Source organism: Clostridium senegalense JC122 (assembly GCF_000285575.1).
Classification (GTDB): Bacteria; Bacillota; Clostridia; order Clostridiales; family Clostridiaceae; genus Clostridium_J; species Clostridium_J senegalense.
The window spans coordinates 111,853-132,338 of sequence record NZ_HE611053.1; the positions used below are offsets into that span (position 1 = coordinate 111,853).

Below are 20,486 nucleotides of genomic sequence, written 5' to 3' on the forward strand. Positions count from 1 at the left end.
GAGGATAGTTATATGAGTAAAAAAAATAGTATAAATCCCTTGATAATATTAGGAGCTTTAGCTGGTGCAGTAACTATAGCATCTGTAGGAGCGAAAAAGATTAAAAATAACTCAAAAACATTTGAAATATCAATTACATATGGTGATAATGAAGATAAGCAAGTATATTTTATTGGTGGTGGATTAGCTTCTTTAGCTGGTGCAGCCTACCTTATAAGAGATTGTAATTTTAAAGGCGAAAACATTCATATTATAGAAGGCATGAAAGTCCTTGGTGGTAGTAATGATGGTGCAGGTAATGAAGAATATGGCTTTGTATGTCGTGGTGGTAGAATGTTAAATGAAGAAACCTATGAAAATTTCTGGGAACTATTTTCAAGTATTCCATCTCTAGAGTTGCCAGGCAAAAGCGTTACTGAAGAAATTCTTAATTTTGACCACTTACATCCAACCCATGCACAAGCACGATTAATAGACAAATATGGATTTATTCAAGATGTTACTACCATGGGATTTAATAATTCTGATAGGATTGCTCTTGGTAAATTAATGATTACTCCAGAAGAGAGTTTAGATGATATGACTATTGAGGAATGGTTTGAAAATACCCCTCATTTTTTTGAAACTAACTTTTGGTACATGTGGCAAACAACCTTTGCGTTCCAAAAATGGTCTAGTCTATTTGAATTTAAACGTTATATGGAACGTATGATTTTTGAATTTTCCCGTATTGAAACTTTAGAAGGTGTTACACGTACAGCATACAATCAATATGAATCGGTTATTCTTCCATTAAGGGCTTATCTAGATGAATTTGGAGTTGATTTTAGTATTAATTCAAATGTAACAGATTTAGATTTTAAACAGGGAGAAGGTATTACAGTAACTGCTATACATATAGAAAATGATAATGGCAAAGAAATCATAAAATTAAATCCTGGAGATGTTTGTATTATGACAAATGGATGTATGACTGATTGTGCAACTTTAGGTGATATGTACACACCTGCTGAGTATAAACCGGAAAATCCAATATCCGGAGAACTTTGGAGGAAAGTAGCTGATAAGAAGGATGGATTAGGTAATCCAGAACCTTTCTTCGGACATCCAGAAGAAACTAATTGGGAGAGTTTTACTGTAACTTGTAAAGGGAATAAGCTTTTAAAATTAATTGAAAAATATTCTTCTAATATTCCTGGTAGTGGAGCGTTGATGACATTTAAAGATTCTAGTTGGTTAATGAGTATTGTTGTTGCAGCACAACCACATTTTAAGAATCAACCAATGGATACAACTATCTTTTGGGGATATGGTCTATATACAGATAAAATTGGTGATTATGTGAAAAAGCCTATGCGCGATTGTACCGGTGAAGAGATATTAATAGAACTTTTACATCATCTACATATGGAAGATGAACTTGAGGAGATAATAGAAACGGTAGTAAATGTTATTCCATGTATGATGCCATATATAGATTCACAGTTTCAACCACGTAAGATGACAGATCGTCCAAAGGTTGTGCCAAAGGGTTCAACAAATTTTGCTATGATTAGTCAATTTGTTGAAATACCAGAAGATATGGTATTTACAGAAGAATATTCTGTACGTGCAGCAAGAACTGCCATATATACATTATTTAATGTTAAAAATAAAAAAGTACGTCCTGTGACTCCTTATAAAAAACATCCAAAGGTTTTAAAAGATGCATTAAAAACAGCTTACAGATAAAAAATATCTATAATATTACTTAGTAAGTGCAATGTTTACTATCTTATAACTTGATTTTCTAGAGAAATTTGAACTTTAAAATAGTAGCTACAAATCTATGAAATTAATTCAATTATAAATTTCTATAAAAATTTATAAAATACATATAAAAGCGTGTGAATGCACGCTTTTGTTGTATTTAATATAAATGTATTGCAAAAAATAAAAAATGTATAAAATAATTTTAATTGATACGTGATATTAACCAATATTGGATATATAATACAAATATAACATGATTGATGTGTTAAAAAGAAAGGGTCAATTAAATGAAAGTTGTTGTATTGATGGGGAGTCCTAGAAAAAGAGATAGTTATAACATATGTAAATTAATTGAAAAGAATTTTAAAAAAAATTATACTGTAGATTTTGAATATATATTTTTAAATGATTATATAATTGAGGAATGCAAAGGCTGTGATATGTGTTTTCAAAAGGGTGAAAAGTTTTGTCCATGTAAAGATGATTTATATAAGATTAAGGATAAGTTTTTAAATGCTGATGGTATTATTTTTGCTTCACCAGTATATGCGTATCAAGTGCCTGCACCATTAAAACGAATATTTGATAGATTATCGTATATGTTTCACCGCCAGGAGTTAATAGGAAAACCAGTATTAACAGTTGTGACCACAGGTGGTGGTGGACATAGGCAAGTAAATAAATATCTCAAAATGACTGTATGTGGTTGGGGATGTAATTTAGTGGGGACAATTGGCATTATATCTCCTATGTTTTTTGAAAATAAAAATTCAGCATGGGGATATGATAAAAATTACCATAAAAGAAAGGTTGAAAAGGTTGAAAGGTTATCGGAAATATTTATAAAAATCATAACAGATAATATACCACATATTCCTACGTTTTATGATATTTTTATGTTTAACTGTTTAAGAAGCAAGACATTTACTTCTCAAGCAGACTATGATTTTTGGAAAGAAAAAGGTTGGCTTAATTCAAACTATTTTTATGATGTAAATGTTAATTTGTTTAAAAAAGGGTTTGGAAATATATTAAAAATAATTATCAATTCAAGTGGTAAGAAGTTAAAAGATAAATCAATTTGTAATAAATAGCGTAATAATAATTTATTTTAAGAAATGAGTTATATAATAATTATATATATATTTAAAAGTATGTATAAGTGGGATGAATATAATATAAATCTTATATTATAAAAAATAAAAAAGTGGTTATGATATAAGATTTTAAACATGGCAAAATATTTATTTAAAATAGATAAATTGATTAAGTAAAGGAGGTTTAATATGAAAGGAAAAAAATCTTTAAAATTTAAGATTGTTACAGCAATGACTATTTTATTAGTAATATTAGTTTCAACATTTTTTATTTATGTAAATTCTTATTATAGAGCTAGTTCTTTAGCATTGGATAACTTAAAATCTGATTCAGTAGTTCAAGTAGAAAAAGATGGAGATATTTTATTTAAACCAGTAGATAATGGTAAAGATATAGGATTTATTTTTTATCCAGGTGCTAAGGTAGAAATGTCAGCATATGCACCTATAGCTAAAGAAATAGCTTCTAATGGATATACCGTTATTATTGCTAAAATGAGATTTAATTTAGCAATTTTATCTCCAAATAGAGCAGATGATATAATAAATAAGTATAATCATATCCAGAGTTGGGTTATAGGAGGACACTCTTTAGGTGGAGTTATGGCATCGGATTATGCACTTGAAAATGATAGCATAAAGGGGTTAGTATTGTTAGCATCATATCCTCAAGATAAAAGAGATTTTAAAAATAGTAACATAAAAACTTTATCTTTATGGGGAAGCAATGATAAGGTAGCAAATTTAAATAAAGTAAAAGAAGCTGAAAATGTTATGCCAAGTAACTCAGAATTCATTGAAATAAAAGGTGGAAATCATGGAGGCTTTGGGGATTATGGACATCAAAGTGGCGATGGAGAAGCTACTATAACAAATAAAGAGCAGATGAATTACACATCCAAATGCATTATAAAACTTTTGGATAGTATGAATTAAGGGTACATCAGTATATAAGATGTAATAACTTGTTATTATAATGTCCAATATTGAATGTATATTAAATAAAAAAGTATAGACTACATTATTTATGTGTAGTCTATGTATGAAACATTATAAATACAAGTATTAGTAGGGCAATATAAAGTGAGGAGAATAGTATGGGTAGAAAAATAATATTAAATTTAGCAATAAGTATTGATGGATATATTGCATCAGAAACAGGAGGATTTGATTGGATAGTTGGAGATGGCTATAATAAATTAAATACAGAAAAGAAATGGGATTATGATGAGTTTTTAAATAATATAGATATTGTAGTTATGGGTAAAAATTGTTATGAGCAAAACTTTTTAAGTGATTTTAAAGATAAAAAGGTGTATGTAGCAACATCCCAAAACATACAAGACTATGACAATATACATTTTATTAATGGTGACATATGTAATAAAATATTAGAAGAAAGAAAAAAAGAAGGTAAAGACATATTTTTATTTGGTGGTGGAGTTCTTATTGACAACTTTATAAAGGCTAATATTATAGATGAATATATAATTGGTATAATACCTACCATATTAGGAAGTGGAAGACCACTATTTTTAGAAAATAACCCTAAAATAGATTTACACCTACAAGAATGTATTATTGAGAATGGAATTACAATATTAAAATATATAAAAAGATAAATTCCTTTTGTTTCAACTCAATAATTATAAATTTAGTTACAAATATATATAAGCGCTTGTAAGTAGTTCTCTATTTTCATAAGCTATTATTTATATATTAGCAGTTGATTATAACATTAATTTTAAGATAATATATATTATGGATTTTCAATAGTTTAAGTCATTTAAACCAATAGGCAAAAACAATGTAAACCTTTTATTAATAGTTATTATATATGTAGATAATATATGGAAATAATATTAAAATACTAGTAAGATATAAAGCCATTTTATTATCTATTTTTATATGACTTATAGGGGGTAGAATCATGAAAACAGAAATAATAGAAGGTTTACTTGTTCTTAAAGTTGATATGGTGGCGACCTTAGCCATTGCAATTTTGTTATTATTATTAGGCTATTGGATTATAAAAAAAGTATCTTTTTTAAGAAAATTCTGTATTCCGGCACCTGTAATTGGCGGTTTACTATTTTCAATACTTACTTTAATTTTAAAACAAAGCAATTTAGTAACAATTGATATGGATACAACTTTTCAGTCACCTTTTATGATAGCTTTCTTTACAACTATTGGACTTGGTGCAAGTTTTAAACTACTTAAAAAGGGTGGAAAGTGCTTAGTTATATATTGGATTCTTTGTGGGGTTCTTGCTATTTCTCAAAATGTTATTGGCGTTGTATTTGCAAAAATTACTGGCATTCATCCTATGTTTGGAATTATGGCAGGTTCCGTATCTATGGAAGGTGGACATGCAGCTGCAGCTGCCTTTGGAAAAACTGCTGAGACTATGGGCGTTAGTGGGGCAAAAACAGTTGCTATAGCAGCAGCTACATTTGGGCTCATATGTGGAGGTCTTATAGGAGGACCTATTGCAAAGGGACTAATAGATAAATACAAATTGAAACCGTCTACAATTAGTGAGTATGATACAACATCCTATGATGAAGTAGTAAATGATGAAAATAGCTCAAAAGTTACAACTAAGAACATTATGATTCATCTAGCTGTAATAACAGTGTGTATGACAATAGGGTCAATTGTAAGTGAGTGGTTTTCAAATGTTACAGGGCTTTCTTTACCAGGCTATGTAGGTGCTATGTTTATAGCAGTAATCTTTAGAAATATAAATGATAAAAAACACATTGTAAAATTAAATTTTAATTTAATAGATCTTATGGGAAATACATGTCTTGGAATTTTCTTATCAATGGCATTAATGACATTAAAACTATGGGAGTTATCAGGACTTGCTGGACCATTATTAATAATAGTTATTGCACAAGTAGTATTTATGATACTATACACTACATTTGTTGTATTTAAGTTAGTCGGAAAAGATTTTGATGCAGCAGTTATGGCAGCTGGAATGGCTGGGCATGGACTTGGGGCAACTCCTAATGCTATAGCTAATATGAGTGCAGTCACTGAAAAATATGGACAATCTGCAAAAGCTTTTCTAATAGTTCCATTGGTAGGGGCATTTTTAATTGATGTTATAGGTATTCCAACTATTGTACTTTTTATGAACTTATTTAAATAATTTTTTGAAAATTTAAAATATTTTCAAAAGAATAAAAAGAAATAGTAATATAAATTTGTTTACTTTAAAAAGTTTTACAATTAATTATAAAAAAATAAAATACTGTTAAAACCACATAGTTAGTGGCTTTCAATTATAATACAGAAAAGTAATAATGAGTATTCGTAATTATAAAAATTTAATTTAAAAGGAAACTTATATGCATAACTTAAATATAATATAGTATAGGTCCAAGTTTACCTATAAATTATAGTTATGAGGAGTGTTTTTATATGGGTGAATATTCAGAAAAATATTATTGCAATAATAATAAACCAGAACACAATAATTTATGTCCAAAAAACAGTTTATGTCTAAAAGATAGTTTAATAAAAGCTTTAGAACTAGTATTAAATTTTGATTATTTAGATTTAACTATAGATGTTCCTGCTCAACATTATGGTTTGAGATTTTATACTTTATTTAATAGACTTGATGCAGTTGGAGGAATTACTCCTTCATTGACTTATGATGATTTTATATCTTTACAAGCAGATATAAGTGTACCAGCTGGCTATAATCCAGCATTTGATAATACAGATAGAAATACAATAATACCAGTATGCGCTTTAAGAGCTGTAGCATTTGTAGTTCAACCACGAGGCGTTGACATTTTATTAAGAGAGTTAAAAAGATTATATAGAGGCACAAAAATTTATAATACTGATTGTTCATGTAATAAAGATATACTAGATGCACTAGTTAATTGCAAGTGTAATCCATTTAATAGTACTGCTATATATGAAATAGGCATAGATGCTATTGATCGTTCTTTTAATCCTGCAAGAGGTAAAATAGTAGCTTATGATTCTCAATTGGTATGGGTTCAAAGTGTAGAATTTGGTTTTCCACCAACTTTCTATATAGTTCCTTTAAAATATATATCTTTTATTACCATTATGTAAATTAAATACTTTGAATTTTAGAATTTAAGTTAAATGAGCTATTGTAAAGTTAATTAAAATTAATAGAGCAATAGCTCTATTTTCTTTATAAAAATGTGTACAAATCTCAAAATAAAAAAATTAAAAAGTATTTATAAAAGTATAATTTATTCAATGGATATATTAACGGATAGGAGATTAATTTTAATAATAGGTTAAACTTATTTTGTTGGAAAGAAAATAGTAGAGGGGTTATTAGTACTAACATTTTTTTAGCAATTTAGGAACAGTAGAGTTTAAGTTTTATTGATAAAATATAATTAACAAGTGAGAAAAGGAAAGGTGATACATTGAATTACAGCAAGTCTATATCAAAGTGCATTGAATTTATTGAAAAAAATATAAAGATGGATTTGACACCAGAAATAATAGCTAGAGAATGTGGATATTCTACTTTTCATTTTTCTAGAGTATTTAATATTAATCAAGGAATGACTTTAATGGATTATGTAAAAAAAAGAAGACTTGCATTAGCAGCAATAGACCTATTTAGTGGAAAGAAAATAATTGATATTGCACTTGAGTATGGTTTTGATACACATAATGGATTTTCAAAGGCATTTAAAAAAGAATATGGATTTAGTCCTACAGAATATTTAAAACGTATGGATGGATATTTTGGTGAAGAATCAATTTTAAAAATTGGAGGGTATATTATGAATCCTATTATATCAAAAAAACCAGGATTTAAAGTTGCTGGATATGGTATTAAAACAAATGTTACTAATGGAAACTATACAAAGGATATTGCTTCATTTTGGAGTAATTATGATGGTGAAAATTTAGAAAGTAAAATGTATGAAATTTTAAATCCACCCAAACATGGAGAGGTAGGATTGTGTGTGTCATCAAATGATGAGAGTGGAGATGCAATATATCTTCTTGGGGTTATAGTTGATGATTTTACAAAGGTTACAAATGATATGATATCAGTAGATGTACCAGAAGCAACATATGCTATATTTACAACTCCACCAATAGACACAAGTAGTGATATAGAACAGATAGAATTTGCTAATGCAATAAAAGAAACCTGGAAATATATATTTGAAGATTGGTTTAAAGATAGTAAATATATATTTGATGAAAGTAAATTGGATTTTGAGTTTTATGATGAGAGATGTCATGGAAGAAAAGATACTGTAATGAATATTTATATACCTATAGTAGAAAAATAATTATTATAATTAATATTAGAATAAAGGAGATGGAGTACCTTAAAAAAGGAATCCATCTCTTTATTTTTTAGTTATTATTCTATTAAAATATTTCTAATAACTTTAAATGAGGATTAAGTATTGTAAAATTTACAAATAAATGATATTCTTTTCATATCCCCCGTAGGGGGATGTGAAAGGGTGAGAGAATGTCATATTTAAGGAAAAATAAAAATAATATTGTTTCTATTTGTGTTTTAGCTATACCTGTAATTATTGAAAATATTCTTCAAACTTTTTTTAGGAACTGTTGACACATATTTTGCAGGTAAAATTAATGATAGCGCAATTGCAGCAATTGGAGTTACCAATTTAATAGTTAATGTGTTTATTACATTTTTTACAGCTATTAGTATAGGAACAAGTGCTATTGTAGCTAGAAACTTTGGAAAAAAAGATATTGATAAAGTAAATTCAGTTATAAAACAATCTATTATATTAGGTTCAATAATTGGGTTAATAGTTGGTTTAATTAATTTAATATTCTATAAACAAATATTAATGATATCAGGTGTTTCTGATAAAGTATTATCTTATGCAACACCTTATTACATAATTGTGGTAGTTCCATCAGTAGTTCTTTCTTTATCACTTATTTTATCTAGTTGTTTAAGAGCAACAAAGGACACTAATACACCAATGATAGCTACTGGAATTGCAAATATATTAAATATATTATTAAATTTTATTTTTATAAATATAGGAATGGGTATTGTTGGAATAGCATTAGCTACAACAGTTTCACGTATAATGAACGTTGTAATTCTTATAATAAAACTGAAAAAGAATAAAAATGAAATTAATCTTCAATTAAAAAAATGGAGTATTGAAAAAGAAACTATTAAGTCTATTGTAAAAATAGGAATACCAGCAGGAATTGAAAAATTAATTATGAGATTAGGTCAAATAGTTTATAATGGTATGATTATTTCTATTGGTATATCTGCATATGTAGCTCATAATGTAGCTGGAAATATTGAAAGTTATTCTTATATACCAGCAATGGGGTTTGGTGTTGCCACAACAACCTTTATTGGAATAACCCTTGGAGAGAATAATGTTAAAAAATCTAATGAAATGGTTTTTGTATCTTATGTTATGACAACCATTTTGATGGTTAGTATTGGAATTATATTTTTTATTTTTGCACCACAACTTGCAAGCATTTTTACAAATACAAAAGAGGTTCAAGAAATGGTGATAAGGGTTTTAAGATTGATAGCTCTATTTCAACCTTTTGCTGCTATAACACAAATATTTACTAGTGCATTACAAGGAGCTGGAGATACTAAGTTTCCTATGTATTCCACTTTGATAGGTATTTGGGGAATTAGAGTAGGGATAGGTTATTTATTTGGTGTTTTATTAGGGTTTGGTTTGATAGGTGTATGGATGGCTTATGTTATTGATATTACAATTAGAGGGATTCTTTTATTAAAGCGCTTCTTAAATGGAAAATGGAAGAAGATAGTTATATAATTAGTATAATGAATAAAAAGGAGAATAGTTATATGGATGAGAATAATGAACATAAGCATACACATAAGAATACAAAGGCTGTAGTAAATAGACTTTCACGAGCAATAGGACATTTAGAATCTGTAAAAAGAATGGTTGAAGAAGGTAGAGAGTGTAGTGAAGTATTAATACAGGTTTCTGCGGTAAAATCAGCAATAAATAATATTGGTAAAATTATTTTACAAGATCATATTGAAAATTGTGTTGTTGATGCCATAGAAACAGGTGATGATAAGGTACTTAAAGATTTAAATAATGCAATTGATAAGTTTATGAAATAATATACAAAGGTGAAGATATAAACTTAAGGAATAGTAAATGAAAATTTATTAAATTTACTTATAATAAAAATAGAGTAGAACTTAATTTATTATATAGAGAAGCAAGCTCCAATTTAAATTTATTCAATAATCTTAAAATGTTTTTATACAAGATATAGTGTTAAATTTGAAGTCATTCTGAGCATGTCTCACTATTTTAGGTATCCAAGTTTTGGAATGAGTAATTTTAAAACTTGGAACCTTATATTAAGTTCTATTTTTTCGCAAAAAATTATGTAAGATATTTAATATAGTCTTTAAATTATTATTAAATTTTATAGGTATTGGAAGTTTTATTCAGAATCTAATGGGATATAACTAAAGGAAAGGAACTTTATATTTGAAAATACTATATATATTTTAAAACTTAAGATTTCTTAAGAAATTTTTAAAAATACTGTAAACTCTATTTCCTAAAATATATTTATCACATAGAAAAAGGGGTAAGTTTCATGGAAAATATATTTAAAAATATCTTAAGAATTACTATAATAATTTGTGGACTTTTTTATATAGTTATTTATTTATCTGTAGGATTATATAATTTCAATTTAGAAGGAATTAATCTGAACTTAAAAACTAACCATTTGTCAGAGCAAAAAAAGATTATTAATAAAGATACAGAGTTAATGTTAGTAAATTATGAGTATGGTTTAGATGAAGAGTATCAACCTAAAGATTTAACAATACCTAATATAGAGTTTACAGGTGAAGCTACAGATGAGGAGCAACATGTATCAGGAATTATTGTAAAACCATTAGAAGAATTAATAAATGAAGCCAAATTAGAGGGAGTAACATTACTTGCAAACTCGGGATATAGGTCTTATAAATTACAAAAAAAGACTTACAGAAGTAGGGTAATGTCGGAGGGAAAAGAAAGTGCAGATGATTATGTAGCTAAACCAGGATTTAGTGAACATCAAACAGGTTTATGTATAGACATTACTAATGAAGATAGATATTTTGTAAAAGGAACAAAAGAAGCTGATTGGCTTGAAAAAAATTGTTATAAATTTGGATTTATTATAAGATATCCTTATGGAAAAAAACATATAACAGGAGTAGAATATGAACCTTGGCATATTAGATATGTGGGTAAAGAAAATGCTAAATCTATTTATAATAATGAAATTACTTTAGAAGAATACTTAAAAAATAATTATATATATGGAGGGTTAAATGAATAATAATATTCTTGTAGTAGATGATGAGAAGGAAATAAGAGATTTATTAGAAATAAATCTTAAAAATGAAGGGTATACTGTATTTAAAGCAAGTTGTGGAAATGAGGCCTTAAAAATATTGAATAAAGAATATATTAGTCTAATAGTTCTAGATATAATGATGCCAGGAATGGATGGGATGGAAACTTGCAAAAAAATAAGAGAAAAATATAATATGCCAATTCTTATGTTAAGTGCAAAATCAGAAGATATAGATAAAATACAAGGTATTATGACTGGTGCCGATGATTATTTATGCAAACCATTTAATCAGTTAGAGCTTACTGTAAGAATAAGAGCTTTACTTAGAAGAGCATACTTTTTAAATACTAAATTACAAAATGTAGAAAATATAATAAGAATAGAATCTATGATCATAGATAAAAATAAACATAAAGTAACTATAAACGATAAAGAAATAAGTTTAACAGCAAGGGAATTTGAAATTTTATATTTGTTAGCTAATAACAGAGGAAGAGTTTTTAGTGCGGAAGAAATTTTTGAGAAAGTTTGGAAAGAAAGATATTATCAGTCAAACAATACGGTTATGGTACATATGAGTAGAATAAGAGATAAAATAGAAGAATATATGGAAGGCAATAAGATAATTCATACAGTATGGGGAGTTGGTTATAAAATTGAAAAATAAAAGAATATATAAATATCAATTATCTTCATTAGCAGATATGTTAATGTCGTTAATATTAACTTTAATAACGGCATATATTATAAAGATTTTATTAAATTATTTATATGTGGAATTTGATAATAATTTTGCTTATTATTTTTGGTTCTTTTGGAGAGTACTTAAGTATGAAATTGTAGGAGAATATATTAATTTTATAGTAGGATTAATTTTATTTTTAATTTTTTATTTAATTATAACTTATAAAAAGTATAAAAATTTTGTAGCTGTTATAGAAGAAACTGAAACAATGGCTAATGGAAATTTAGATAAAGAAATACATATTGATGGAAAAGGCGATATTAAAAATTTAGCAGACAATATAAATGATATATCAAAACAACTTAAAAATATAACAGTAGCAGAAAGAAATGCACAAAAGACTAAGAATGATTTAATAACTAATGTTTCTCACGATTTAAGAACTCCGCTAACCTCAATAATGGGATATTTAGAACTTATTGATAATGATCAATATAAGGATGAAGTGGCACTTAGGTATTATGTTAATATAGCATATGAAAAGTCGAAGAGTTTAAATGTACTTATAAATGACTTATTTGAACTTACTAAAATGCAAAATAATACTATTAATATACATAAGCAAGATATAAATTTAGTTGATTTGTTAGGACAGGTAGTAGCTTATTTTGAGTACCAATTTAAGAGTGCAGAGATGGAATCAAGGGTTGATTTTTCAGAAGATAAGTTGGTAGTAAGTGCAGATGGAGATAAATTAGTAAGAGCATTTGAAAACTTATTGTCTAATGCTATAAAGTATGGGAAAGATGGCTATTACATTGATATAACAACAAAAGCTGAAGAAGATATGGCTGTAATTCAAATTATAAATTATGGTCAATCAATATCATCAATAGATCTCCCTCATATATTTGATAGATTTTATAGGGTAGAAAAGTCAAGAAATAGCAATATAGGCGGATCTGGATTAGGCTTAGCTATAACTAAAAATATCATTGAATTACATGATGGAATGATATGTGCATATAGCGATGATGAAAAAACTATATTTGAAATTAAATTACCAATAAAAAAACTCTACGATAATTAATGTAGAGTTTTTATTTTTTATTTAAAACTTTAAATTAATATAAATTTAATATGGTAGGTAAATTTATTTTGATACAGCTGATTTTATATAGAAAATTGCAATACTTAAGATAATTGGAATTAAGAAAAATTCAAGTAAATAAATGGAAGTTATGTGATATAATCAATTCAAGTAAAAGATTAGAAAGGTAATGTAAATAATGAGAAATAGGATTTATACTATGCTAAGAATATTAAATTTTATTTTGCTTATTACGTTTTTATTTTTATTTAGAAATGAGAAAATAATGAGTAACTATTATATAAAGTTAGTCTTTTATTTAACAATTGCTATAGCGGGAATTTATGCAATTAAAGATATTTTATTAAAAGTTAAAGAGATATTAAAAGAGTGTTCTAAATATATGTTTTTTAGAATTATATTTTATATATTGCTTATAATATTATTTATTTATTTTCTATTTAGTAATCTAATAAATATGATATATCATGTTTATTAGCATTAAATATTATATGGTAAAATTAACATTAAAATAAAAGTTTTTTTAACTAGGTATTAATTATAAAGAAATTTAATAAAGAACTCTGCAATATAAAATGTAGAGTTCTCTATTTTTTATTTAAAATTTTAAAATTAATATAAATTCAACTCAAAACCATTTTATGGAATAAAAGTTGACAAATTTTAAGATGTATAATATTATTTTGATTATAAAATATTTTGATTATCAAAATAATTTTTGTAAAAGGAGATTATAATTATGCTTTTTAAAGGATTAAAAATAGGTGATTTAGTAGCGAAGCTACCAATTATACAAGGTGGAATGGGAGTTGGAATTTCATCATCGTCTTTAGCAGCAGCAGTTGCAAAGTGTGGAGGAGTTGGAATTATTTCTACGGCCCAAATTGGATATGACGAAGATGATTTTGAAAAAAAACCAATAGAGGCTAATTTAAGAGCTTTAAAAAAACATATTTTAAAAGCTAAAGAAGAGTGTAAAAATGGAATAATAGGAATTAATATAATGGTGGCAACAAGATATTATGAGGAACATGTAAAAGTAGCATTAGAAGCTGGAGTTGATCTTATAATTTCTGGTGCAGGAATACCAAGAAATTTACCTAAACTAGTGGAAGGATATAATGTAAAAATAGCGCCTATTGTATCAAGTGTAAAAGCTGCAGAATTGATATTAAGAGTTTGGGATAAAAAATATAATAGGATTCCAGATGTTATTGTTGTAGAAGGTCCTAGAGCAGGTGGACACTTAGGATTTAATAATGAAGAGCTTGAAAATATAGAAAGCTTAGATTTTAATAAAACAGTTAAAGATATTTTAGAGTTAAAAAGAACTTATGAAGAAAAATATAAAAAACATATATCTATAGTGCCAGCTGGAGGAATCTATAGTGGGGAAGATATTGCAAATTATCTTAAATTAGGTGCAGATGGTGTACAAATGGCAACAAGGTTTGTTGCTACAAAGGAATGTGATGCCCATATAAATTTTAAAATGGCTTATGTAAATGCAAGAAAAGAAGATATAGGAATTGTTAAAAGTCCTGTAGGTATGCCTGGTAGAGCAGTTAAAAATGATTTTATTTTAAAAGTTTCAAAGGAAAAAGAAAAAATAACAAGATGTTATAATTGTTTAATACCATGTGATCCAACTAAAACCCCATATTGTATATCAAAAGCCCTTATAAGTTCAGTAAAAGGGAATATAGATGACGGATTAATATTTATAGGAGATAATGGATATAAAATAGATAAAATAACTACAGTTAAAGAGTTAATGGATGAATTAGTTGAAGGAATAGAAAGAGCATAAAGTATTTTAAAAATTAATTTAATATGTAATAAAAGCTTGTAAAATTAAATTTTACAAGCTTTTATTAAGTTAATGGTATAAATCTTAATTCACTATGGAAAGTGATTTTCTATAGGGTTCTAAGTTGGTGTTTAAAATCATGTTTAATATAGACAAAACAAAATAAAAGTAATATAATCGTATTAGATATTTAGATAATTGTCTAAATATCTAATACGAAATAAAGAATAAATAACAGGGGGATTAACAATGTTAAAGATAAATAATTTATCTAAAGCTTATATTGGTGGAAAAAAAGCAGTTGATAATGTTTCAATTCAAGTTGAAAATGGCGAAATATTTGGATTTATAGGTCATAATGGTGCAGGAAAAACAACAACTATAAAATCTATAGTAGGAATATTAGATTTTGAGGAAGGGGATATCCTAATAGATAATATTTCTATTAAAGAAAAGTCTTTAGAATGCAAAAAAATTATGGCATACATACCAGATAATCCAGATTTATATGATGCTTTAACAGGAATTCAATATTTAAATTTTATAGCTGATATATATGGAGTAAGTAAAAAGGAAAGAGAAGAAAGAATAAAGGAATATAGTGAAAAATTTGAAATAACAGCTTCATTAGGGGATTTAATAGCATCTTATTCACATGGAATGAAGCAGAAACTTGCTATAATATCTGCATTAATTCATGAGCCTAAACTTTTAGTATTAGATGAACCTTTTGTTGGTTTAGACCCAAAAGCTGCTCATACATTAAAAGGGATAATGAAAGAGCTTTGTTTAAATGGACATTCTATTTTCTTTTCAACTCATGTTTTAGAAGTAGCAGAAAAACTTTGTGATAAAATTGCAATCATAAAAGGTGGAAAAATTGTAGCTAATGGACCTGTAAATGAAGTTAAAGGAGATAGTTCATTAGAAGATTTATTTATGGAGTTGGTTGATAATGAGTAATTTAATTGCACTTATAAAAGTAGATTTTTTAAATTTAACAGGTATAAATAAGCTACTAAAAGAAACTTCAAAAAAAGAGAAAAGTAGAATAATACTTATGTTTTTAACTGTTGCTATAAGTATTGGAATGTTAGTTTTGATTGCCTGTAAATATTTTATGGAAATAGGAAAGCTATTAAGTACTGTTGGAGGATTAGAAATTTTATTATATTTTGGAGTTATTGGAAGTACTGCTCTTATATTTTTCACATCATTGTATAAAGCGCAAGGATTTCTTTTTGGTCAAAAGGATTTTGATTTTTTTAATGGCATTGCCATTAAAATCATATACAATACTTTTAAGTAAACTTCTTAACTTAATAATTATAAATTATCTAGTAGAGATTATAATAATGGTTCCACCAACTATAATTTATTTTATAAATAGTAATACAAGCTTTTTAAATGTTGTAAATTTCATTATACTTTTTATATTTGTACCATTTATACCAATAGTGGTTGCATCTGTAGTAGCTTTTATAATAAGTTATGTTTCATCAAGAATGAAATATAAAAATTTAGTAACAATAATAATGAGCTTTATAGCAGTAATATTGTTTATGGCAATATCTATGAATTTAGATAATAGTATTAGTCCAGAAGCATTAGATGTGAATGGTATTTGTAATATCCTTAAAAAAGTATATATACCATCTTACTACTTTACTTTAGCAATAAAAGATTTAAATTTTTTATATGCTTCTAAATTTATACTACTTTCTATAGCAGTATTTAGCTTATTTATATATGTATTTAACAAAAGCTTTAAAGTTATAAATTCTAAACTTATGGAAACTTATAAAAAAGATAACTATAAAATGAAGGACTTATCTGAGTCATCTCAATTAAAAGCATTAATTAAAAAGGAAATGAAAAGATACTTTTCAAGTAGTGTATATGTTTTAAATACTTTTTTTGGTATAGTTCTTTTAACAATAGTGTCAATAATAGCTTTGTTTTTCGGACAGGATCAATTAATGAAAATTTTAGACATTCCAGTAGCTAAGGAGTTTATTGGAAATTTTGTAATAGTAATCATGTCATTTTGTGTAGTAATGACATGCACAACTTCATCTTCAATATCTTTAGAAAGTAATAATTTGTGGATATTAAAGTCATCTCCTATAAAAACAATAGATATATTTAAAAGTAAAATTATCTTTAACTTAATTCTAATTGTACCAGCTGTAATGATAAATTCAGTATTATTAATAATAGCATTTAAAGCAACATTAATTCAATTATTATGGTATTTAATAATACCTACGTTATATGGAATTACAGTAGCTATAGGAGGACTTATTATAAATTTATATTTTCCAAAGCTTGTTTGGACATCAGAAACAGTAGTAGTAAAGCAAAGTTTAAGTTCTTTTTTAGGAGTAATGTTTGGTATGGTTATTGTAGTTATACCTGTTATTAGCTTTATATTTTTAAAAATTAAAAATATAAATATATTTATTAGCATTTTAGCTTTAGTTTTGATATGTATTATATTTATCTTATGTAATATATTAAAAAATAAAGGTGTTGAATTATTTAATAAATTATAATACTATATATAGAGACTTTAAAGGTGGAATTTTATGCAAGACATATAGAAAAAATAATATATAAGTGTATTAATTTATTATTTTTCTATATGTCAAGTGTATAGTGGGTTTAAAGGAGGATAATGTGCCTCCTTTAATTTGTTTTATAACACTATATTTACATTTATAAATAATTATATAATAAGGAGAGTTTTAATGGAAAATATATTATTTGAAGATTTAAATCTAGATGAACATATATTAAAAGCTTTAAAAAATTTAGGTTTTAATAAACCGTCACAAGTACAAGAAAAAGCAATACCATATCTTTTAAGAGGGGAAGATATTATAGTTAAATCCCAAACTGGAAGTGGAAAAACTGCAAGTTTTGGTATACCTTTATGTGAGAAAACACAGGTGGAAAATTCAGTAGTACAATCATTAGTATTAGTTCCAACAAGGGAATTAGCTATGCAAGTTAAAGAGGACATATCTAACATAGGAAGATTAAAAAAGGTTAGAGCAGCAGCTATTTTTGGTAAACAACCTTTTAACGATCAAATAAGAGAATTAAAACAAAGAGTACATATTGTTATAGGAACTCCAGGAAGAGTAATAGATCATATTAATAGAGGAACATTAAAAATAGATAACATAAACTTTGTTGTAATAGATGAAGCAGATAAAATGCTTAATATGGGTTTTATAGATCAAATAAAAGAAATTTTAAATGAGCTACCTAAAGAAAGGGTTACTTCATTATTTTCTGCAACTATTGAAAAGGAAATTGAAAATTTAAGTAAGAATTATATGAAATCTCCAGAAGTTTTAAATGTTGAATCTAAAGTATTAAATAAGGCTAAAATAGAGGAAAGCTATTTACACGTTGAAGACAAACAAAAATTTAAAGCTTTATGGACTAATATCTACAGTGAAATACCGGATAGTGCAATAGTATTTTGTAATACTAAGGACAAAGTTAAGTATGTGTATGGACTTATGAAAAGAGAAGGATTTTTAGTTGAAGAGCTTCATGGTGATATGCTACAAAATGAACGTATGCAAGTTATGGAAAAATTCAAAAATAGAGAGTTTAAAATTCTTGTTGCAACAGATATAGCAGCAAGAGGTATACATGTAGATAGTATAACCCACGTGTTTAATTATGAAGTGCCAATGGAAAAAGAAAGTTATGTGCATAGGATAGGAAGAACTGGTAGAGCTGGTAAGGAAGGAAAGGCAATAACTTTTGTTGATAATTATGAAAAAAGATTTTTAAAACAAATAGAAGAATATGTAGGCTATGAAATAAAAGAGGGAGAATTCCCAACTGATGAAAAAGTTAGAGAAGGAAAGAAAAAGTTTAAGGAAAGCCAAAATGATTTAAAAGATAACAAAAAGAAAATTAGTAAAGAAACTATACATAGTGATGTTGTAAAACTTTATATAAATGGTGGAAAGAAGAAAAAGATAAGAGTAATAGATATAGTTGGAGCTATAAGCAATCTTGAAGGAATTACTGGTGATGACATTGGTATAATAGATGTTCAAGATGGATGTTCTTTTGTTGATATATTAAACGGAAAAGGAAAAAAACTTTTAAGCAGTTATAAAGAAATATCTGTAAAGGGAAAAAAGGTTAAAATTCAAAAAAGCTAAAAAATAATTAAATTAAAAAGAAAACTTTGATAAACTGGTATCTATAGATAAGACACTTTTAGTATTGTGTACAGTCTATAGGTACCAGTTTATTAAGTTAGATTATTTGTCAATTCCTTTAAATAGGTTTACACCAGATAATACACATAATATTGCTGAAAATCCTAATCTTGCCCAATCCATAGACAGCCATAAATCTCCACCTAAGACTACATCAAGTGAAGTATCAAATTCATCAACATAAATTCCCATATTCCAAAATAATTTAAGTGATATTAATAAGCAAATAAGACTTAATATAAATATACTTATGTTCAAAATTTTATCTTTCATAATTATCCTCGCTTTATTCTTAGTTTAATAAAAGTTACGCAAAATTCAATATTAAAATTCAATAATTATACTAGAAACTCCTTTTAAAAAATAATTTAGTACTTTTCTGTATTACAATTGTCTAGGATAAATAATTTTAATATAAAAAAGCAAGGGAGCTTTTAAATTCTAAGAAAGGGTTAATTTTAAATAGCTCCCGTTGCTACTATAAGAATTTATTGTTAAAGAAAATATTTTTATTACTTACAAAACTAACTTTTATATCAGGGTTATAATATAAAATGAAAACTTCATTTAAAATGGTTTCTATAGGAAAAGAAAGTTTATTTATATCTTTAGAGAAAAGAACTTCACTGTAAATCACAATGACAACTTGTCCTATAAAATCTAATATCTCTATAGGCAAGTAGTATTTTGTAAGCAAACAGCCTTTAAAATATATATTATTATAAAGTGCAATATAAAATAAATGTGCAACATCTTCTTCGGTAAAAGAAGAAATTTCAAAATTAATTTCTGTATTAGAAGAATTGAACACTTTAACATATACTGTTGTATTTTTTAGATTATAAAACTTTGGAAGTATTGCTCTAATACACTTTGCTATATTGTCATTACAATTTACAAATATATTTATAAGATATATATTATTTTCCAAGAACATAGGTTCTTCTATTTTAATATATGAGTAGTTACCAATTGCAAAAGTAAGTTTTTGTTTAAGAATATTTAACTCTTTTTGAAAAGTATTTTCTAGCATACAAACACCTCTATGGTATGAAGTTACTAAGGGATAAAACTTAGTATATTATAAAATACTTCTACAAAACTACTCTGTAAATTAATTATATAATAGTTTATTATGGTATTTAAAATTGTTATCAAATTTATTTGATGCAGAACTTTAACATATAAAACAGTGATTCAAACATGTAATGATTTTAATTTAAATTAGAGTTTGTTTCACTATAAAATAATGTAATTTAAATATAGTTCTGTACTTTAATATATGTGAAAAATGTGTAAGTGGGTACTAAAATTTAAAAAATATATTTACATAAAATAAAATAAAAATAAAATATTATAACAAAGTATT

General features: G+C 26.1%; 19 protein-coding genes. 17 read left to right on the forward strand and 2 right to left on the reverse strand.

The annotated features are described in order from the left end of the window. The first annotated feature begins 12 nt into the window (after positions 1-12). From CSGHG_RS14580 to CSGHG_RS14665, 17 genes are all read left to right on the forward strand, one after another. Complete coding sequence (locus CSGHG_RS14580) at positions 13-1,731, forward strand: oleate hydratase (protein WP_010296801.1); 1,719 nt, start codon at positions 13-15, stop codon at positions 1,729-1,731. Positions 1,732-2,039: 308 nt separating this feature from the next. Next, a complete protein-coding gene (locus tag CSGHG_RS14585) occupies positions 2,040-2,846 on the forward strand; it encodes a flavodoxin family protein (protein ID WP_010296803.1) in 807 nt (268 codons plus the stop codon). Positions 2,847-3,038: 192 nt separating this feature from the next. Next, positions 3,039-3,785 (forward strand): alpha/beta family hydrolase, encoded by a 747-nt coding sequence (locus CSGHG_RS14590; RefSeq protein WP_010296805.1) that lies wholly within the window; start codon positions 3,039-3,041, stop codon positions 3,783-3,785. A gap of 161 nt (positions 3,786-3,946) precedes the next feature. Next, positions 3,947-4,471 carry a dihydrofolate reductase family protein gene (locus tag CSGHG_RS14595; RefSeq protein WP_010296807.1) on the forward strand — a complete coding sequence of 175 codons (525 nt, stop codon included), beginning with the start codon at positions 3,947-3,949 and terminating at the stop codon, positions 4,469-4,471. Positions 4,472-4,779: 308 nt separating this feature from the next. Further along, the gene (gene gltS, locus CSGHG_RS14600) at positions 4,780-6,012 is read left to right on the forward strand and encodes a sodium/glutamate symporter (RefSeq protein WP_010296809.1); all 1,233 of its coding nucleotides are present in this window, start codon (positions 4,780-4,782) and stop codon (positions 6,010-6,012) included. Positions 6,013-6,284: 272 nt separating this feature from the next. Further along, positions 6,285-6,956 (forward strand): hypothetical protein, encoded by a 672-nt coding sequence (locus CSGHG_RS14605; protein ID WP_010296811.1) that lies wholly within the window; start codon positions 6,285-6,287, stop codon positions 6,954-6,956. Between the two features lie 329 nt (positions 6,957-7,285). Beyond that, positions 7,286-8,173, forward strand: a complete 888-nt coding sequence (locus CSGHG_RS14610) for an AraC family transcriptional regulator (RefSeq protein ID WP_010296814.1) — start codon at positions 7,286-7,288, stop codon at positions 8,171-8,173. A 255-nt stretch (positions 8,174-8,428) separates the two neighbouring features. After that, positions 8,429-9,691, forward strand: a complete 1,263-nt coding sequence (locus CSGHG_RS20995; protein WP_010296817.1) for an MATE family efflux transporter — start codon at positions 8,429-8,431, stop codon at positions 9,689-9,691. Between the two features lie 32 nt (positions 9,692-9,723). Continuing rightward, a complete protein-coding gene (locus tag CSGHG_RS14620; protein ID WP_026022378.1) occupies positions 9,724-10,011 on the forward strand; it encodes a metal-sensing transcriptional repressor in 288 nt (95 codons plus the stop codon). A 491-nt stretch (positions 10,012-10,502) separates the two neighbouring features. After that, positions 10,503-11,240 carry a D-Ala-D-Ala carboxypeptidase VanY gene (locus tag CSGHG_RS14625; protein WP_010296821.1) on the forward strand — a complete coding sequence of 246 codons (738 nt, stop codon included), beginning with the start codon at positions 10,503-10,505 and terminating at the stop codon, positions 11,238-11,240. Beyond that, a complete protein-coding gene (locus CSGHG_RS14630) occupies positions 11,233-11,925 on the forward strand; it encodes a response regulator transcription factor (RefSeq protein ID WP_010296823.1) in 693 nt (230 codons plus the stop codon). The genes CSGHG_RS14625 and CSGHG_RS14630 overlap by 8 nt, the downstream gene beginning before the upstream one ends. Next, a complete protein-coding gene (locus tag CSGHG_RS14635; RefSeq protein ID WP_010296825.1) occupies positions 11,915-13,033 on the forward strand; it encodes a sensor histidine kinase in 1,119 nt (372 codons plus the stop codon). Before CSGHG_RS14630 ends, CSGHG_RS14635 begins: the two co-directional genes overlap by 11 nt. Positions 13,034-13,793: 760 nt before the next feature. Further along, positions 13,794-14,864 (forward strand): NAD(P)H-dependent flavin oxidoreductase, encoded by a 1,071-nt coding sequence (locus tag CSGHG_RS14645; protein ID WP_010296829.1) that lies wholly within the window; start codon positions 13,794-13,796, stop codon positions 14,862-14,864. A gap of 249 nt (positions 14,865-15,113) precedes the next feature. Further along, positions 15,114-15,827, forward strand: coding sequence for an ABC transporter ATP-binding protein (locus tag CSGHG_RS14650; protein WP_010296831.1), 714 nt, complete (start codon positions 15,114-15,116; stop codon positions 15,825-15,827). After that, positions 15,820-16,173, forward strand: coding sequence for a hypothetical protein (locus tag CSGHG_RS14655; protein ID WP_026022379.1), 354 nt, complete (start codon positions 15,820-15,822; stop codon positions 16,171-16,173). Before CSGHG_RS14650 ends, CSGHG_RS14655 begins: the two co-directional genes overlap by 8 nt. Next, positions 16,121-17,419, forward strand: coding sequence for an ABC transporter permease (locus CSGHG_RS14660; protein WP_147582249.1), 1,299 nt, complete (start codon positions 16,121-16,123; stop codon positions 17,417-17,419). The genes CSGHG_RS14655 and CSGHG_RS14660 overlap by 53 nt, the downstream gene beginning before the upstream one ends. Positions 17,420-17,623: 204 nt before the next feature. Then, entirely contained in the window at positions 17,624-19,057 is a 1,434-nt protein-coding gene (locus tag CSGHG_RS14665; protein ID WP_026022381.1) for a DEAD/DEAH box helicase, read from the forward strand. Positions 19,058-19,159: 102 nt separating this feature from the next. Here the strand turns inward: CSGHG_RS14665 and CSGHG_RS14670 are convergent, their stop codons facing one another. Continuing rightward, entirely contained in the window at positions 19,160-19,390 is a 231-nt protein-coding gene (locus tag CSGHG_RS14670) for a hypothetical protein (RefSeq protein WP_010296834.1), read from the reverse strand. 205 nt (positions 19,391-19,595) lie between these two features. After that, on the reverse strand, positions 19,596-20,150 hold the full coding sequence (locus CSGHG_RS14675; RefSeq protein ID WP_010296835.1) for a hypothetical protein: 555 nt from the start codon (positions 20,148-20,150) through the stop codon (positions 19,596-19,598). Positions 20,151-20,486 lie beyond the last annotated feature (336 nt).

Bases quoted from the DNA above. Each gene is read 5' to 3' on its own strand.
- CSGHG_RS14580 (WP_010296801.1), top strand. From the start codon at position 13: ATGAGTAAAAAAAATAGTATAAATCCCTTGATAATATTAGGAGCTTTA.
- gltS (WP_010296809.1), top strand. From the start codon at position 4,780: ATGAAAACAGAAATAATAGAAGGTTTACTTGTTCTTAAAGTTGATATG.
- CSGHG_RS14625 (WP_010296821.1), top strand. From the start codon at position 10,503: ATGGAAAATATATTTAAAAATATCTTAAGAATTACTATAATAATTTGT.
- CSGHG_RS14630 (WP_010296823.1), top strand. From the start codon at position 11,233: ATGAATAATAATATTCTTGTAGTAGATGATGAGAAGGAAATAAGAGAT.
- CSGHG_RS14655 (WP_026022379.1), top strand. From the start codon at position 15,820: ATGAGTAATTTAATTGCACTTATAAAAGTAGATTTTTTAAATTTAACA.
- CSGHG_RS14605 (WP_010296811.1), top strand. From the start codon at position 6,285: ATGGGTGAATATTCAGAAAAATATTATTGCAATAATAATAAACCAGAA.
- CSGHG_RS14595 (WP_010296807.1), top strand. From the start codon at position 3,947: ATGGGTAGAAAAATAATATTAAATTTAGCAATAAGTATTGATGGATAT.
- CSGHG_RS14590 (WP_010296805.1), top strand. From the start codon at position 3,039: ATGAAAGGAAAAAAATCTTTAAAATTTAAGATTGTTACAGCAATGACT.
- CSGHG_RS14585 (WP_010296803.1), top strand. From the start codon at position 2,040: ATGAAAGTTGTTGTATTGATGGGGAGTCCTAGAAAAAGAGATAGTTAT.
- CSGHG_RS14645 (WP_010296829.1), top strand. From the start codon at position 13,794: ATGCTTTTTAAAGGATTAAAAATAGGTGATTTAGTAGCGAAGCTACCA.
- CSGHG_RS14650 (WP_010296831.1), top strand. From the start codon at position 15,114: ATGTTAAAGATAAATAATTTATCTAAAGCTTATATTGGTGGAAAAAAA.
- CSGHG_RS14675 (WP_010296835.1), bottom strand. From the start codon at position 20,150: ATGCTAGAAAATACTTTTCAAAAAGAGTTAAATATTCTTAAACAAAAA.
- CSGHG_RS14620 (WP_026022378.1), top strand. From the start codon at position 9,724: ATGGATGAGAATAATGAACATAAGCATACACATAAGAATACAAAGGCT.
- CSGHG_RS14670 (WP_010296834.1), bottom strand. From the start codon at position 19,390: ATGAAAGATAAAATTTTGAACATAAGTATATTTATATTAAGTCTTATT.